A 15,634-nucleotide genomic window follows, 5' to 3' on the forward strand; every position below is an offset into this window, starting at 1 on the left:
ATGTTTTTTTATTTTGAATCAAACTAAAAAAAGCGTTCAAACTGTTGTTTTATAGTAAATAAACAGTTTTGAACGCTTTTTATCCCTTAGAATATTTCTTATGAAAATTAGTACTAGCCAAAGTTATTTTGATCGTTTGTGCAGTAGTTTTTGAGATACCCAAATCTGTAAAATCATCAATTGAAGCATCTTTGATTTTTTTAACTGAACCAAACTTCTTTAATAGCTTATTGCGAGTCTTTGGTCCAACTCCTTGAATCCCATCAAGTCTTGATGATAAAGCATTTTTACTTCTAGTTTTACGTTGAAAGGTAATCGCAAACCTATGGACTTCATCCTGAATTCTCTGTAATAAGTAAAATCCTTGGCTTTTACGATCTAACGCAACAATTTCTCCATCTTCACCAAATATTAAGTGCGAAGTATTATGGTGATTGTCTTTAACCATACCTGCAACTGGGATATTAATTCCTAATTCATTTTGCAAAACATCCATAACAGCACGAAGTTCAATAATTCCACCGTCCATTAGAATTAAGTCCGGAAGGTTACCATCTTCTTTAATAACTCGAGAATATCGACGATAAATAACCTCACGTGTATTAGCGGCTTCATCAGCACCGGATTGATGTTCGACCTCACCTTTGATTTTATACTTTCGATAACCGCTCTTCTCAGGCCGGCCATCTTGGAACATGACCATGGCAGACACTGGATTGGTACCTTGAATATGAGAATGATCAAACGATTCAATTACATGTCCATATGGCAAATTCAACGAGTCAAATATTTGTTTTTGGGCTCCATATGTTTGACGATTATCAAGTTCCATCAAGCGAAATTTCTCTTGTAACACCAATTTAGAGTTATCCGCTGCCATATCCATTAGATCCTTCTTTTGACCACGCTGTGGGGTTCTAAACGGTATATCTAAGACCTGTGACAAGGTATCCTTATCTAAATCCTCTGGAACAAGAATTTCCTTTGGCATAACTTGGTTCCTTCTATTATAAAATTGCAAAATAAAAGTCGATAATTCTTCTTCAGGCGTATTTATACAAGCAAAAACCTTTTTCTCACGTTTCATCAATCTAGCTTGTCGTATAAAGAAAATTTGGATAGAAATCCAACCCTTTTCAACATAATAATTAAAAATATCACGTGGTGTATTATCGTTTGAAATAATCTTTTGTTTTTCAACAGTAGTCTCAATGTATTTGATCTGATCACGTAGTTCCGCTGCTCGTTCAAATTCCATTTTCCCAGAAGCAGTTTCCATTCTTGCCTCTAAATTTGACTTAACTTCCCCAACGCTACCACCAAGAAACTTCTTGATTTTTTCAATTTGACCATCATATTTTTCACGAGGTACTTCCTGGAAACAAGCCCCCAGACACTGTCCCATATGATAGTACAAACAAGGCCGACCTAAATTACCCTGACAACGTCTGAGTGGATATACTTTTTGCAAAAAGTTCAAAGTATTAGTAGCTGCCCAAACATTAGGGTATGGTCCAAAGTAATAGGCACCGTCTTTCTTGACTAAACCTGTTATTTCCATCTTAGGATCGCGTTCATTGGTTATTTTAATATAAGGATAGCCGGTACCACGTTTTAATTTAATATTATAATAAGGTTGATGTTTTTGAATCAAAGTAATCTCCAACAAGAATGCTTCTTTGTCATTAGAAGTAATAATTGTTTCAAAATCACAAATTTCAGAAACTAATCGCTCAGTCTTACCCTCATGTGAACTCTTAAAATAAGAACGGACACGATTTTTTAGATTTTTAGCCTTACCAACATAAATGATTTTCGAATTTATATCTTTCATTAAATAGCAACCTGGACGTGGTGGTAATAGACTTAATTTATGTTCAAGATATTCTGTTGCCAAAAAAATATCTCCTTTCTAAACATTACTCTACGTCAATTAAAATATACTTATTGGATATTGTCCACCAATAAGAACAAACGTTCATATAATATTTTGAAGAAATTTAGAGTAACTATTTGTGCTTTGGTTCAAAAGGACTTATAATGTATTTAATTAAATATAGAGAACAATTCAACCTGAAAGGGGCTGATACCGATGGGCTTAACAGTGAAACGCGAAGAGAATTTTGGTAGTTTATTTGATAAATTTGCCTCACTTCCCGATGATGTCAAAAAAAACGTAGATCGAGTAGATACTGCGGATAAGAAATCTTCCAAGAACGATAAAGATTCTAAAAGTAAAAAATAACTTCTCATATTTTCAACTCTTCATCCTACATTGAAGAGAATGCCATTTATAATTACTGTCCGTTACAAAGATTAAAACCCTTTTGATAAGTAAATGAGCTTGTGACATAACTCTACATTAAAAGAGCCTTCATACAGAAACGTTCGGTTTCCGTATGAAGGCTCTTCTTGTATAATAAAAGAATAATAAAAAAAGAGCACCGGTCCGAACACCGATACTCCACGAAATCACCCTCGAAAGGATGTTCCAAATTATGTTCAATAATTATAACATAAATCAGACAAGTTTAAATATGGCAATCGAATTTATTCCAGAGAAAGATCACGAAGCGTATTATATCAATGAATTAGTGGAATCTATTGAGTTTCACGATAGTTATGAGACAGGACGTCCGCGTGAATATGATTTGCGGGCCGTCCTAAAATTAGTACTATTTTCATATCTTAGAGGTCGCTACACTTGTCGCCAAATTGAGCGAGAAGCTCGCGAGAATATCTATGCACGTTGGTTGACTCAAGAACACGTTCCTTCATATCGCACAATTGCACGCTTTATAGTTTCCGACGAAGCTATGGAGATGATTCAATCAAGTTTTGAATCTATGCGTAGCTTTTTAGTTGAACATAACTTGATTGACGATTGTGTATTTATTGATGGGACCAAGATTTTGGCGAATGCCAATAAATATTCGTTTGTCTGGAAGAAGAAAATCATTCATTATGATGATTTAAACCGCGAAAAAGCTGAAGTCATTCTAAATGAAATAAAAGAAGTTGAAACCACTGCCTTTTCAGAATCATTACCCATGGACTATGATAATTTAGATTTGACTATTGCTAAGTTAGAAGAACGAATTGAACAATTGGATTTAAAAGTAGAAGAAACCAAGAAAATCTCTCCTAACCCTGCGAAGCGGGTGCGGAGAATAATGAAATCCAAGTTAAACAAGACAAAACATATCAGTGAGAAGCATGATAAATATTCAGAAGATATGAAGATTTTTGGTGAACGTAATAGCTTTTCAAAAACTGACCATGACGCTACATTCATGCGAGTCAAAGAAGACCCAATGCAAAACGGACAACTGAAACCTGGATATAACCTACAGATTGCCACTAGTAATCAATTTACCTTGGATTATGATCTGTTCTGGAATCCAACCGATACTCGTACCTTGATTCCATTCCTCAAAACTCTGGAGACCCACCGAGTTTTAGGACGTTTCATAGTGGCTGATGCAGGATATGGTTCAGAATCTAACTACAGATATATTGAAGATGAATTACTAGACCAAACTTCCTTGATTCCTTACGGTACGATGCTCAAGGAAAATAGTCGTAAATGGAAATCAGATGAAAAGAAAGTTCTAAACTGGGACTACCATGATATCGATGATTATTACATTGATCCCAACGGTGTTAGATTCAACTTTCTAAGAGTTACTATTAGAACCGATAAATATAAATTTAAAAGACAGTTTCGTTGTTATAAAGCCGAATCAAAAGATGAGAATCAAGAAATAATTGATGCGGCATTTAATAAAAGTGGAGGTGTCAGATATATTTATATTAATTCTGAATGGGAATATTTCAAAGCACATGAACGAGAGAAGCTTTATGGTAAAGTTGGGGCAAAAATATATGCCCAACGAAAAATCGATGTAGAACCGGTTTTTGGACACCTTAAGGCTTATTTGCATTTTACCAGGTTCACGGTTCGTGGAACTGATAAAGTCAAAAGCCAAATGGGATTAGCCTTAATGGCAATGAATATGGGAAAACTAGCCAAAAGAATGGCTTTTTCTTTAAAAAACAAAAGGACCAGAACAGGAAATCTTCGGATTTCCAAGTTCTGGTCTTATTTTTTATGGAGTTTTGTCACAAGCTCTATTTTTATTGTCTATTTTAATTAAGAATCAATACTCTGAATAAAGTTTGCATTAATTACTGGTCTAGTAATTGTTCTTCCTTTTTCATTTGTATAGTTCTCAACGGTATTAAATTTTCCAAAAAATTTGATACTTGAACCAACTTCTATTCTAGACATCCCTTTTGATAAAGTACTCAAGTCGTACTTTATCTTAACATCTTTGGAATGATCACTTCTATCAAGCGAAACTATTACAAAATCACTATCAGACTTTAAAACTAGTCCTCTCTGATAAATTTTAGTATTCTTATAAATTTGTGGATTATCGTACATATTATCAAAAGATACATAAATATAATTATTCATCTTCGAACGAAATTCGGTTTCAGTTAATTGGCTTGATAAGTCCTTAGAATCTTGCCTTACTTTTTGAACCCCTTGATCAAAAGTGCCAAAATTCATAACCACCACGACTGCAATAAAAAATAAGAATAGTAAAATAGCAGTAATCCTTTTTACCATTAAATTCCCCCAATAAAAAAACTTTATCAGACGAGTTTACTTATTTCAACATTATCTTGTTATTTAAGTAATTAAATATTGGAATATACTACAAACAAATAAAATTAAATCACAAAAATAATTTAACCCAAATTAATCAATTGAACTTTCGTAATATTTTCTCCTGCAGAGATTCCTTCAACGACATCGACATATTTCATGTCATGGGGCAATTTAATCTCATAAACATTCGTATAGGTATAAGTACCGTCCAAAGCCTTACTTGCTCTAAAATTGATATTAGTAATATCGATTGAATTTTCCTTAAAATAATTCGTAATGAATTTCTTACCTTTTCTTTTATCAAGATACTGGATCTCAACTTTTTTAAGTGGATTGACACGAACAATTCTTTTTAAAAATGCCACAACACCATAGACTACTACAAAACTTGCGACCGCAATTAGATAATTACCCATTCCGACTGCCAGGCCTAAACAAGCGACTACCCATAAACTAGCAGCTGTTGTTAATCCCTTTATTGAGTGATGTTCCACAATAATAGTCCCAGCACCTAAGAATCCAATTCCACTTACTACTTGAGCAATTAATCTAGCTTCATCAGCTCTGATAACCCCCTTATATGCAGGAAATTGTCGTGCCATTTCAATTGCATTAAATCCAATTTCCTTTTGGATCATAGCAATTATACATGCACCTAGACAAACCAGAATATGTGTCCTAATTCCGGCTGGTCGATGTTTGTGTGCTCTATCCCAACCTATGATTCCAGACATTAAGGTTGCCAAAAGCAACCGAATTGTAATTGTTAATAAATCCAAATGTAAACTCAAATCACTCCACCTCTAATATTACCTTAACACAAATTTAAATTTGATTTATACCAAAAAAAATCAGCATATTTTGCTGAATTTTTTTAAACGCTAATTGTACCAACTTTCAAAATATTTTGATTAGAAGATAAATCTTCAACGATATCGACATAATTCATTTTTTTATTCATATCAATTTCATAAATGTTGGTATATGTATACTCATTTACTTGTTTTGTGGCTTGAAATCTAACATCCTCAACTTTGATATTATTTTTTGCAAAATATTCGTTAATAAATTCTTTAGTCTCAGCTTTATGTTTATACTGAACTTCGATTTTTCTAATGGGATTGACCCTAATAATTTGTTTTAAAAATCCAACCACACCATACACCACCAAAAAGCTACAAATAGCTAAAATATAATATCCCATTCCTACGGCAATTCCGACGCAAGCAATAACCCAAAGACTTGCGGCAGTCGTTAATCCACGGATGGAATGATGTTCAACGATAATCGTTCCAGCACCTAAAAATCCAATTCCACTAACAACTTGAGCAATCAGTCTAGCTTCATCAGCACGTAGAATTCCACTATATTGTGGATATTGCTTCGCCATTTGTATTGCATTGAATCCAATTTCTTTTTGTATCATTGCAATAATACATGCCCCTAAACAAACCAAGATGTGTGTTCTTAAACCAGCCGGTCTATGCTTATAAGCCCTATCTAAACCAATGACTCCGGAAATAAAAGTAGCAAGTAGCAGGCGAAGCATTATCGTCCAAACACTTAATTGTGTTGTCAACTAAACCACACCTAATAATCCTAAAATAATGGCTAAAATGAGGACTCCCAAAAGTATCCAATTAACATTGACTTTTTTACTTAATAGCCAATAACAAACTAAAGTGATACTAAGTGGAACCAGCCCTTTAAATAATTGATCTAAATATGTTTGTATTAGAATTGGTTTACCACCTGCAATGGGAACTGATAATTTACTTTCAAACTTTACCATGCTGGCGGTCATGCTACCAATCATAATCAAACCAAGTGTACTTGCAGCTTTATTAAGAATTGCCATACTTCCATTGGCATAAATTCTTTCAATAAATGTAGAACCAAGTGAAAATCCCATATAAGTAAGATAATATCTGGTTAATATTGACGGAACATTATAAATTAATAGAAATAATATAGGACCTAAGATTGATCCTTGCGATGCTAAACTAATACCAACACCTGCTGCAATAACTCTAAGAACTCCCCAAAAGATAGAATCACCAATGCCTGATAGTGGACCCATCAGTGATGTTTTTAAGGCGACAATTGATTCAGAATCAAAATCGGCCTCTTCTGAATTTTTCTTCTCCATTGATGCAACAAGGCCCATTACAAATGTACCAACATTTTGTGTGATGTTATACCACGTCGTATGACGCATTAGAGCTTCTTTTCTTCCTTCAGGATCATCTTTGTAATATCTATTTAAAGCAGGAGTAATTGAATACATGAATCCCGGTGCATGTGCCTTTGTGGCACCAGCACGACTGGCAAACACTGTAAATGAACGCCAGAAAATTCCGTTAAGCATTTTTTTATCTTCTTTTGTCATATCTTGAGTTAATTTCATGAAAAGAAGTCCTCCTCTTCTTGATCAGATTTAGTTTCATTTCCAGAATCTGTAATACCAGTTGCAGATACCGGTCTATTTTCTAATTCTTTTTGCTTATTTTGAATATCAAGTAGCTTCTTGTCCTTGAAACTTATTACTAGAACTAAGATTATACCCAATGCTGCAACGGCAACAGATGGTAATTCAAGATATGCCACGAGAATAAATCCTAAAAAGAAATACGGTGCTAACTGTTTACTCCAAAGCATCCTCATCAAAATTGCAAAACCAACGGCTGGAAGCAATCCTCCAGTAGCTGCAAGACCGGCCATTAAATTATCCGGAATATTATTAACCATTTGTTGAACTGGTTTTGCACCTTCCAATACGCTAAAAAATGTAATTAATGAAAAAATAAAGTAATTGATAAACCACATTACATAATGCATAACCGCTATTGCACCTGGTCTATTCTCTTCTGCATATTTATCAACTAATGGAGCGAATAAGTTCATTACAACGTTTTTCATAAACATAGATATAAATGCAGCTAAAACACCTATAGGAACAGCAAGTGCTAGAGCAGCTTTTTCATTAACATTTAAAACAATGGCAAATGTCGTTGCTAAAACTGTTGCTGTAACAGGCTCTGCTGACAATGCTCCTCCAATATCGACTGCACCCATGAATATGGCCTCTAGTGAAGCACCCATGATAATACCTGTTCTTAAATCACCAAATATTAATCCGGCAACCATACCTACAACTAATGGACGTTCAATCATAGTTTGTCCAAATAACCAATTACCCCCGTAACAAATGAATACCGTTAAAGCAGCTAAAAATGCTTCTTTAAACATAATATTTTCCCCCCTACTTATCTTTCAATAAAGTTTTAATCGAAACCTTGGCATTACTGGGAACCACTTGCTGAAATACTGGAACATCTAACTTTGATAATTCTTTTAAAGCATCTAATTCACTATGACTAAGCATCAATGTACTACCAACTAAAACTGGTTCACCTTCACTTTTATCGGCAAAACGACCAACATTAGCAACATTAATACCACCAATATTCTCAACATTTTGAGCAATTTTTAAAGCATCTTTAACACAATTGGTTAAGGCAAACATCCTCATCCCTTGACCCTTTGGATTATTAAACACTTTAATAGCATCATCCACTGAACGGATCAAAAGTTTCTTTCCAGTGGGAGTAGCCATTTTCAAAGTCATTTGAACCATCTCATTTTCAGAAGCACTATCATTAGCTACAACAATTCCAGGTGTATCCAACTCCTTAGTCCAAACAAGTGCAACTTGTCCATGAATTAATCGATCATCGATTCTTAATTGTACAATCATATTTCTTCCTCCATTATTACGATAAGAAACTATCGTCTGATATATCATCATTTGGTTTTACTTCTACTAATTGAACTTGACTTAAATCAATAAGTTCTTGTAAGTGTTCTCTAGTAAGTTCCTGCTCATCTAACAAAACCGATAAGACAATGGGTAGATTAGTACCACTTACAACGAATATATTATTATGTTCCATAACCTCCAACATTACTTTTTGATTAACACTTCCACCAAACAAGTCGGTAAAAATTATTGCTGGTTTACCGTCAATCTCTTTAACATACTGTTTGATATCAGCAACATAATCATGCTCATCCACATATGCATCTATCGTTGTAATCTGATCAGTCATGCCTGTTAAAATCTGAAGTGAACTTTTAATCCCACTTGCAAGATGACCATGACTTGCAATCAAAATTTTCTTCATACTCATAACTTCCTTAAATTAATATTCACTTTTATATAAGCAAGTGCTGTGCCAAGTCTTATAAATCTACTGTTATCAACAAAAATAGGATTAGTGTTTAAAAAATCTAAACACTAATCCTTATTTATTTAAAAATTAAATCAATTGTTTGAACACTTCATACATAAGTGATAATTCATACTCACTTACTTCAACGTTATATTTCAACTCTAACGTCTTAAAGATTCCTTTAGAAACATTGATGAATTCCAATTCTGGTTCGTCTGGATTTATTTTTGGTGAATCACTATTTTTAGCTATTATCAATCGTTCCATCATCAACGCAATATGCATATAAAGATTGAGTTTAACTTTACCATCTAGTTTCACATGATAATAATTCTCATACTTAAAGATAACGGTTTCCACTTCTTTTATAATGACTTTAGGATTAAGGAAACTTAACCGTTCACCGACACCTTCAATTGAGAAGAATCTTAATAACTGTTTATTCAAACTATCAATTGACTGTTCATTCAGATAAGGCTGAAGCCATTGTTTTATTTGACGTTCTCCAGAACTATCTAAAATATCATAAATATTAATATTAGGAATATTGAAACTATCTGGCAAATTTGTTGTTGTGATAACAAAAATCGTTTGATCAAAGTAATGATTGTCATCTTGATGTATATTAGCTTTCAGATTTGTATAATCCATTGTTATAATTTTTATTTTATCGGGAAAATATGGTTGCATAGTTTCTTTGATTTTTTGAGAAATACCTAGTCCCGAAATACAAGAAATAATAATATTTTTATCTTGAGAGAATCCAGCAAAATAACGTGAATTTATTTTATATTCTGTTGATGCGGATTCAGCAATTTTCTTGAATGGTGTTTTTTGCTGAATCTTCAAAGCAATATCCAACGCTGTAGCTGTGGTTAAATTATCTACAACTAATAATTCACCATCAATATTGTTCTTAACAGAATTATACAATTGACTTAAAGATCCCATATCAATTAACAATATGACACCATTAGTGGTATCAAAAGAATCTAATAGTTTCTCTGTTTTAACAATTATCTCTGGTAATCCCGTGTCGATTGGCATATCTATTGCATCAAAGATATATCCACCACAAAGTTGATTGACAACGGCTTTGATACTTGTTGCCGTATTTTCACCATGAGCTACTAGTAATCCATGCATTGATAAAGTTTCATCAATATATTCACTTAATAATATTGTCATTAATATATTAGCTATAGATTCGTTCAAATTAATTGAATTATTCATTGTATCAAGGAAATATTTTGTAACATAACTTGATCTACGATAATTTGAATTCAATTTAAAACTTATTTTATCAAGTAATGTTTTATCAAGATCAAAATTAATTTTAAATAACTTGAACAGTAATTCACTCAAATATTTTGCTTGTTTTAATCCAAATTGCTCACAAATAATTCGATTATATGAATAGTTGAATTGCGAATATATCGGCTTTTCCAATTCTTGTAATTTAATTACTTTATCAAAATCATGAAGATGTTGAACAATATTTCTTTGTACATTACTCATATTATTAGTATCTGCAACGGCAAACCTATCTAGTAAGGTCTTTAATTCATTGAGTTCCTCATCCCAAACATTACTTGATTGCATCACCAACTTATTATTTGGATCAATTAAAATATCTGCTATTTTGTTTTTCTCACAACTTCCTAGTACAAAGTATTTATCAGTCAAAATCACTTTACTTTCATTCAATTGATCTTTATATGCATTGGCACATCCAACCTTAATACTATTTTTCAATTGTCCAATATTACCGTCTGACTTAAGATTTAATAACGAATCTATAACATTACCTTCAACTTCTATTTTCTTATTTATCCGAGTTGCTTCGTTATAAAAAATTGAATATATCAAGTTAAATCGTTCAACCTTAGGACGATCACTGTAACTAGGCAAGTGAACTGAAATTGAAATTCTTCGTCTAAAGGTTTCCAGCAATACTTCATTGGTATCTTCCGTTGTAGCGAACAGCAGACGAACTTTGGAATGTTCGACTTGTTTATTTTCACCCATTCTTCTGAATACACCGCTATCAATGAAATTAAAGAGTTTTTCCTGATTTTCACTATTTAATCGATGAACCTCGTCTAAAAATAGATAACCTCCATTTGCTTGTTTAAGTAATCCATCCTTTTGTTCATTGGCACCGGTGAAAGCTCCTTGGTTATAACCGAATAAAATACTAGACAATAATTCAGGATTATTGGCATAGTCAGCACAATTCAAAACTAAAAATGGTGCATTATCAGCAATTACATCCGAATCCTTAGCATATTGATATATTCTTTTTGCCAAGTAACTCTTACCAACCCCACTATCTCCAGTAATTATCATATTCAATCCATTGGGTGGATAGTGTACTGATGCCACACATTGAGAAATAACTTGTTTCAGGCTACCATCAGCTCCAATAAAATTATCAAAACTGTCTTTGTTAACGTTATTTTCATCACTTGATTCAATATTTTTCAATTGCCATAAAACTGGACGTCCCATTTTCTTCTCAACTAATCCATCCTCAACCAGTTGATTTAGATAATGGCTAGTTACCGAACGACTCAAATCCATCAAATTGGATAAATTCGTTGTGTCACTGGGTAATTTATTAGCCTTATCCAACTCCTTTAATTTATTTAGTAAATTCCCCTTTGCATCCAACAAGTCTCATCCCCTCAAGTATATCTTTATCTTATTGTTTACTTTATCATGGAAATACAAAAAAATTGCGATATAAAATAATCTAATATCACAGTTTTTATTTTATTCAAATAATTGAAAAATTTCTTCTTTTGTATTAACTTTCTTCAAATATTTTACGAAATCATCATGCATAAGTAATTTTGATGTAATAGATAAATATTCCAAATGACTATTATCGTTCTTATCTGGCATCAAAAATGAGACAACAATATCGGCTGGTTTATCATCAAATATCTTCCCGAATATTATTAGATTCTTATGCTATAAGAACAAAAAAAAGCTAGGTCAAAGGATTCTTCAATCCCCAACCTAGCTTTTTTTATTTTAAACCTAATCTTCTTTTGACATCTTCTAATTGTGCTTCAAGAACTGGATCACGTCTACTTAAAATATCTAGCGTACTTGCTGTAGACTTCTTTGTTGAATCTTTAATTTTTGTAGTCTTCTTTTGTTCGTTTGAACTCTTGTTATATTTTCTAACCCAAGCAGACACTTGTTGATAAGAAATATCGTATTTCTTACCTGTCATTTTATAATCATTGTCATGTGCAATGGCATAATTAGCGATCTCTTTTTGTTGTTTCTCATTGTACTTCATGCTAAAAACTCCTAAACAGCTTATTGTTTAAAATTATAACATATTTTTTGGGTTGAAAAACAGTAATATAGCTGAAGTAATAAAAAGAAGAGCAACCCGGGGAGGTTGCTCTTCTGCGCAATGAGGATCGGGTTAAACCGTATACCTCATTGTCATACTATCATATTATATGAATAAAAGCTCAAAAAAAAATGGTAGCTCAGGGAGGAACCACCATTCCAATAACAGAATTCTGCTATTTAAACATGAAATTATCAAAGGAGAGGAAATGTAGGAATATCTCCTCTCCAATAAATAATGTATCATAAATATATATATATTAATAATATTTTCCTAACAAAAAATGGAAAGTTTTTAATTTTAACACGATATAAACGTTGATATATCAACGTTTATTCAACTACTTATAATATATTGCTGAATTTATCTAGTTTATTACTAATATATTGCCATTATGTCAACATCTAAAAAGTCAAAAAGAAGTCGCGTTAGCAACTTCTCAGAGTTTGGCAATAAATTAAACATGAACAATCCCATTTGAAATGAATAATTACAAAAAAACTCTATGAAAATGAATGAAAGAAATCAAAATGTGTGTGGGAGTTGAGAGGCTTTGGATGTATATAAATTTGGGAAATTAGATTCATTCATAATCATTTTGAACATAATCCTGAGCTACAGGATTGGATTAATCCGCTTGATATCAACCGGTAGCTTTATTGTACCTCAATTGGACTATACCGTATACTACAAATTATTTATATTTAATTAACTATTTTTTTGTTATCAGTGGAAATTCCGGTGAAAATATCTATAATTTTTCTGAAATCTGGTGTCTCTAGTGTATTAGTTCGATAAATGACTAAAATATAAAATGGTGGTAATTTCAAATTATTGACCTCTACTTCTTGGATCCCTTCTTCGTGATAAAGTGCTGTCTCAGCTATAAAGCTAATGCCTTTATTCGCCTTAATCAAATTTAACAGCAAGTGATGGTCAGATGTTTCAAAGATAACTTTAGGTATCACATTATATCTATCTGTGAATCTCTTAAACACTTGTCTGTGAACAGAATTGTTGTCAGTTAAAATAAAATCTTCCTTTAATAAGTCAGTTAAGTCTATTGGACCATTAAAATTCCTTTTACTCGAGGCAATCAATTTGAAGTAATGTGTTTTTATTACTTCATATTTTAACTCCGCATCCTCCGGCAACTGTGTTGTACCCAATAAAGAAATGTCTGTGTGCCCTTTTTTTAATTCTTCCAATAATTCCTTTGAACCATCCACTACAGGTTCAATTAAATCTAATAGATTTTCATCACGTAATTGATCAAATACTTCCGGTAATAAGTAATTTGTGATTATTGGTGGTAACCCCATTTTTATTTTTTTTTCTTTAATTCGTGCTAAATCTTGCTTAGTTAAATAATCCTCACGCAAAATCCTTTTGATATGTGTTAACAATTGTTCCCCAGAATGCGTCAACGTTAGCGAATTAGCATAACTTTTACGATCAACCAATTTCACCCCATATTCGTCCTCTAATCTCTTTAGCGAGTAGGTAATCGTTGGTTGACTTACATGAAAATATCTTGCCGTATCAGAGAAGTTTTTTAATTCACTTAACTTTTGAAAATATTGACAATCCTTTATATTCATATTCTCACCTATAAATTATTTTTATCAATTATAACATATTTGACTATAATTTTTATCGAGGTATATAGTACTGTATGAAAGTTAAAGAAAGTTAATTCAGGAGGCATTTTTATGAAGGAATATAAAGGTTTAGACCTATTAAACAATCCATTCTTAAATAAAGGCACTGCTTTTACTAAAGAAGAAAGAAAAGAAAATGGAATCGAAGGTTTGTTACCTCCATTCGTTCAAACACTTGATCAACAAGTTGCTCAAGCATATGAACAATATGGTACAAAACCAACACCATTAGCAAAGCGCATGTACTTAATGGACTTGTTCAATGAAAACCGTACATTGTTCTACAAATTATTCAGTGAACACGTATATGACTTTATGCCAGTTGTATATGATCCAACTATTGCTGACACAATTGAAAACTACAGCCACTTTTTCTTAGATCCACAAAACGCTGCTTACTTATCAATTGATGATCCAGATAATATAGAAGCAACATTGAAAAACGCTGCTGGTGATCGTGATATTAAGTTGATCGTTGTTACTGACGGTGAAGGAATTCTTGGTATTGGTGATTGGGGTCTACAAGGTGTAGATATCTCTGTTGGTAAGCTTATGGTTTATACAGCTGCTGCCGGTGTTGATCCTAAGTCTGTTTTACCAGTTGTTCTTGATGTGGGTACTAACAACAAATCATTATTAGATGATGACTTGTATCTTGGTAATCATCATGAACGTGTTACTGGTGATACATACTACGATTTTGTTGATAAGTTTGTTGGCAAAGCAGAAGAATTATTCCCAGACATGTATCTTCACTTTGAAGATTTCGGTCGTGATAATGCTGCTAACATTTTGAACAAATACAAAGACCAAATTTTGACATTTAACGATGATATCCAAGGTACAGGTATTATTACACTTGCTGGTATTCTAGGCGCTTTGAATATTTCTAAAGAAAAATTCACTGACCAAGTTTATATGTCATTTGGTGCTGGTACTGCCGGTGCTGGTATTGCAAAACGTATCTTTGATGCAATGGTTGAAGAAGGTTTATCTGAAGAAGAAGCTAAGAAACACTTCTATCTAGTTGATAAGCAAGGCCTATTGTTCGATGATACAAAAGATTTAACACCTGAACAAAAGCCATTTACAAGAAGTCGTAGTGAATTTGCTAATGCAGACGAACTAACAACTCTTGAAGCTGCTGTTAAGGCTGTACACCCTACTATCCTTGTTGGTACATCTACACAACCTGGTTCATTTACAGAATCTATCATCAAAGAAATGGCTGCACATACAGCACGTCCTATCATCTTCCCATTATCAAATCCTACTAAACTTGCTGAAGCAAAGGCAGAAGATCTTTTGAAGTGGACTGACGGTAAAGCACTTGTAGCTACTGGTATTCCTGTTGAACCTGTTGAATACAAAGGTGTTACATACACTATTGGACAAGCTAACAATGCTCTTGTATATCCTGGCCTTGGTCTTGGTGCAATGGCTGTTAACGCTAAGCTACTTAGTGATGGAATGATCAACAAAGCTGCTCATTCATTAGGTGGAATTGTTGATACAACAAAAGCCGGTGCTGCTGTATTACCTCCAGTTTCAAAATTGGATGAATTCAGTATGACTGTTGCTATGGGTGTTGCACAACAAGCCATCGAAGAAAAGCTTACTGATAAAACAGATGCTAAAAAAGCTATCGATGACATCAATTGGGAACCAAAATATTAATATTTAAAAAGTT

15 protein-coding genes are annotated in these 15,634 nt (G+C 33.0%); 3 read left to right on the forward strand and 12 right to left on the reverse strand.

Annotated features, from left to right (window positions below; all coding sequences use genetic code 11):
- Positions 1-79 precede the first annotated feature (79 nt).
- Positions 80-1,897, reverse strand: a complete 1,818-nt coding sequence (uvrC, locus tag BTM29_RS10430; RefSeq protein WP_076617248.1) for an excinuclease ABC subunit UvrC — start codon at positions 1,895-1,897, stop codon at positions 80-82.
- Between the two features lie 195 nt (positions 1,898-2,092).
- Here uvrC and BTM29_RS12895 point away from each other — a divergent pair, with 195 nt between their 5' ends.
- Positions 2,093-2,245, forward strand: a complete 153-nt coding sequence (locus BTM29_RS12895; protein ID WP_164509421.1) for an SPJ_0845 family protein — start codon at positions 2,093-2,095, stop codon at positions 2,243-2,245.
- Positions 2,246-2,498: 253 nt separating this feature from the next.
- Complete coding sequence (locus tag BTM29_RS10435; RefSeq protein WP_076617253.1) at positions 2,499-4,157, forward strand: IS1182 family transposase; 1,659 nt, start codon at positions 2,499-2,501, stop codon at positions 4,155-4,157.
- On the opposite strand, the gene BTM29_RS10440 is transcribed toward BTM29_RS10435, so the two are convergent.
- From BTM29_RS10440 to BTM29_RS10490, 11 genes are all read right to left on the reverse strand, one after another.
- Entirely contained in the window at positions 4,154-4,636 is a 483-nt protein-coding gene (locus BTM29_RS10440; protein WP_076617257.1) for a hypothetical protein, read from the reverse strand. The genes BTM29_RS10435 and BTM29_RS10440 overlap by 4 nt on opposite strands.
- Positions 4,637-4,758: 122 nt before the next feature.
- Positions 4,759-5,412, reverse strand: coding sequence for an MgtC/SapB family protein (locus BTM29_RS10445; RefSeq protein ID WP_236906185.1), 654 nt, complete (start codon positions 5,410-5,412; stop codon positions 4,759-4,761).
- Positions 5,413-5,552: 140 nt separating this feature from the next.
- Positions 5,553-6,257: an MgtC/SapB family protein gene (locus BTM29_RS10450; RefSeq protein ID WP_120270403.1), complete on the reverse strand. Its 705-nt coding sequence runs from the start codon at positions 6,255-6,257 to the stop codon at positions 5,553-5,555.
- A complete protein-coding gene (locus tag BTM29_RS10455; RefSeq protein WP_076617264.1) occupies positions 6,258-7,085 on the reverse strand; it encodes a PTS system mannose/fructose/sorbose family transporter subunit IID in 828 nt (275 codons plus the stop codon).
- Positions 7,082-7,927 carry a PTS mannose/fructose/sorbose/N-acetylgalactosamine transporter subunit IIC gene (locus tag BTM29_RS10460; RefSeq protein WP_076617268.1) on the reverse strand — a complete coding sequence of 282 codons (846 nt, stop codon included), beginning with the start codon at positions 7,925-7,927 and terminating at the stop codon, positions 7,082-7,084. The genes BTM29_RS10455 and BTM29_RS10460 overlap by 4 nt, the downstream gene beginning before the upstream one ends.
- Positions 7,928-7,940: 13 nt before the next feature.
- Positions 7,941-8,435, reverse strand: coding sequence for a PTS sugar transporter subunit IIB (locus BTM29_RS10465; protein WP_076617272.1), 495 nt, complete (start codon positions 8,433-8,435; stop codon positions 7,941-7,943).
- 16 nt (positions 8,436-8,451) lie between these two features.
- Complete coding sequence (locus BTM29_RS10470) at positions 8,452-8,862, reverse strand: PTS sugar transporter subunit IIA (protein WP_076617276.1); 411 nt, start codon at positions 8,860-8,862, stop codon at positions 8,452-8,454.
- Between the two features lie 135 nt (positions 8,863-8,997).
- Entirely contained in the window at positions 8,998-11,586 is a 2,589-nt protein-coding gene (locus BTM29_RS10475; RefSeq protein ID WP_076617279.1) for a sigma 54-interacting transcriptional regulator, read from the reverse strand.
- 99 nt (positions 11,587-11,685) lie between these two features.
- A complete protein-coding gene (locus tag BTM29_RS10480) occupies positions 11,686-11,874 on the reverse strand; it encodes a PTS sugar transporter subunit IIA (RefSeq protein ID WP_083685982.1) in 189 nt (62 codons plus the stop codon).
- Between the two features lie 70 nt (positions 11,875-11,944).
- Positions 11,945-12,223 (reverse strand): helix-turn-helix domain-containing protein, encoded by a 279-nt coding sequence (locus tag BTM29_RS10485; RefSeq protein WP_076617282.1) that lies wholly within the window; start codon positions 12,221-12,223, stop codon positions 11,945-11,947.
- A 764-nt stretch (positions 12,224-12,987) separates the two neighbouring features.
- Entirely contained in the window at positions 12,988-13,884 is an 897-nt protein-coding gene (locus BTM29_RS10490) for a LysR substrate-binding domain-containing protein (protein ID WP_076617286.1), read from the reverse strand.
- Between the two features lie 111 nt (positions 13,885-13,995).
- Here BTM29_RS10490 and BTM29_RS10495 point away from each other — a divergent pair, with 111 nt between their 5' ends.
- The gene (locus tag BTM29_RS10495; RefSeq protein WP_076617289.1) at positions 13,996-15,621 is read left to right on the forward strand and encodes a malolactic enzyme; all 1,626 of its coding nucleotides are present in this window, start codon (positions 13,996-13,998) and stop codon (positions 15,619-15,621) included.
- The last annotated feature ends 13 nt before the right edge of the window (positions 15,622-15,634 follow it).

Source organism: Companilactobacillus allii, assembly GCF_001971585.1.
Lineage (GTDB): Bacteria > Bacillota > Bacilli > Lactobacillales > Lactobacillaceae > Companilactobacillus > Companilactobacillus allii.

What these genes read in the sequence shown, in the direction of transcription:
- BTM29_RS12895 (WP_164509421.1), top strand. Translation starts at nt 2,093, where the DNA reads ATGGGCTTAACAGTGAAACGCGAAGAGAATTTTGGTAGTTTATTTGAT.
- BTM29_RS10435 (WP_076617253.1), top strand. Translation starts at nt 2,499, where the DNA reads ATGTTCAATAATTATAACATAAATCAGACAAGTTTAAATATGGCAATC.
- BTM29_RS10440 (WP_076617257.1), bottom strand. Translation starts at nt 4,636, where the DNA reads ATGGTAAAAAGGATTACTGCTATTTTACTATTCTTATTTTTTATTGCA.
- BTM29_RS10445 (WP_236906185.1), bottom strand. Translation starts at nt 5,412, where the DNA reads ATGTCTGGAATCATAGGTTGGGATAGAGCACACAAACATCGACCAGCC.
- BTM29_RS10455 (WP_076617264.1), bottom strand. Translation starts at nt 7,085, where the DNA reads ATGAAATTAACTCAAGATATGACAAAAGAAGATAAAAAAATGCTTAAC.
- BTM29_RS10460 (WP_076617268.1), bottom strand. Translation starts at nt 7,927, where the DNA reads ATGTTTAAAGAAGCATTTTTAGCTGCTTTAACGGTATTCATTTGTTAC.
- BTM29_RS10465 (WP_076617272.1), bottom strand. Translation starts at nt 8,435, where the DNA reads ATGATTGTACAATTAAGAATCGATGATCGATTAATTCATGGACAAGTT.
- BTM29_RS10470 (WP_076617276.1), bottom strand. Translation starts at nt 8,862, where the DNA reads ATGAAGAAAATTTTGATTGCAAGTCATGGTCATCTTGCAAGTGGGATT.
- BTM29_RS10485 (WP_076617282.1), bottom strand. Translation starts at nt 12,223, where the DNA reads ATGAAGTACAATGAGAAACAACAAAAAGAGATCGCTAATTATGCCATT.
- BTM29_RS10490 (WP_076617286.1), bottom strand. Translation starts at nt 13,884, where the DNA reads ATGAATATAAAGGATTGTCAATATTTTCAAAAGTTAAGTGAATTAAAA.
- BTM29_RS10495 (WP_076617289.1), top strand. Translation starts at nt 13,996, where the DNA reads ATGAAGGAATATAAAGGTTTAGACCTATTAAACAATCCATTCTTAAAT.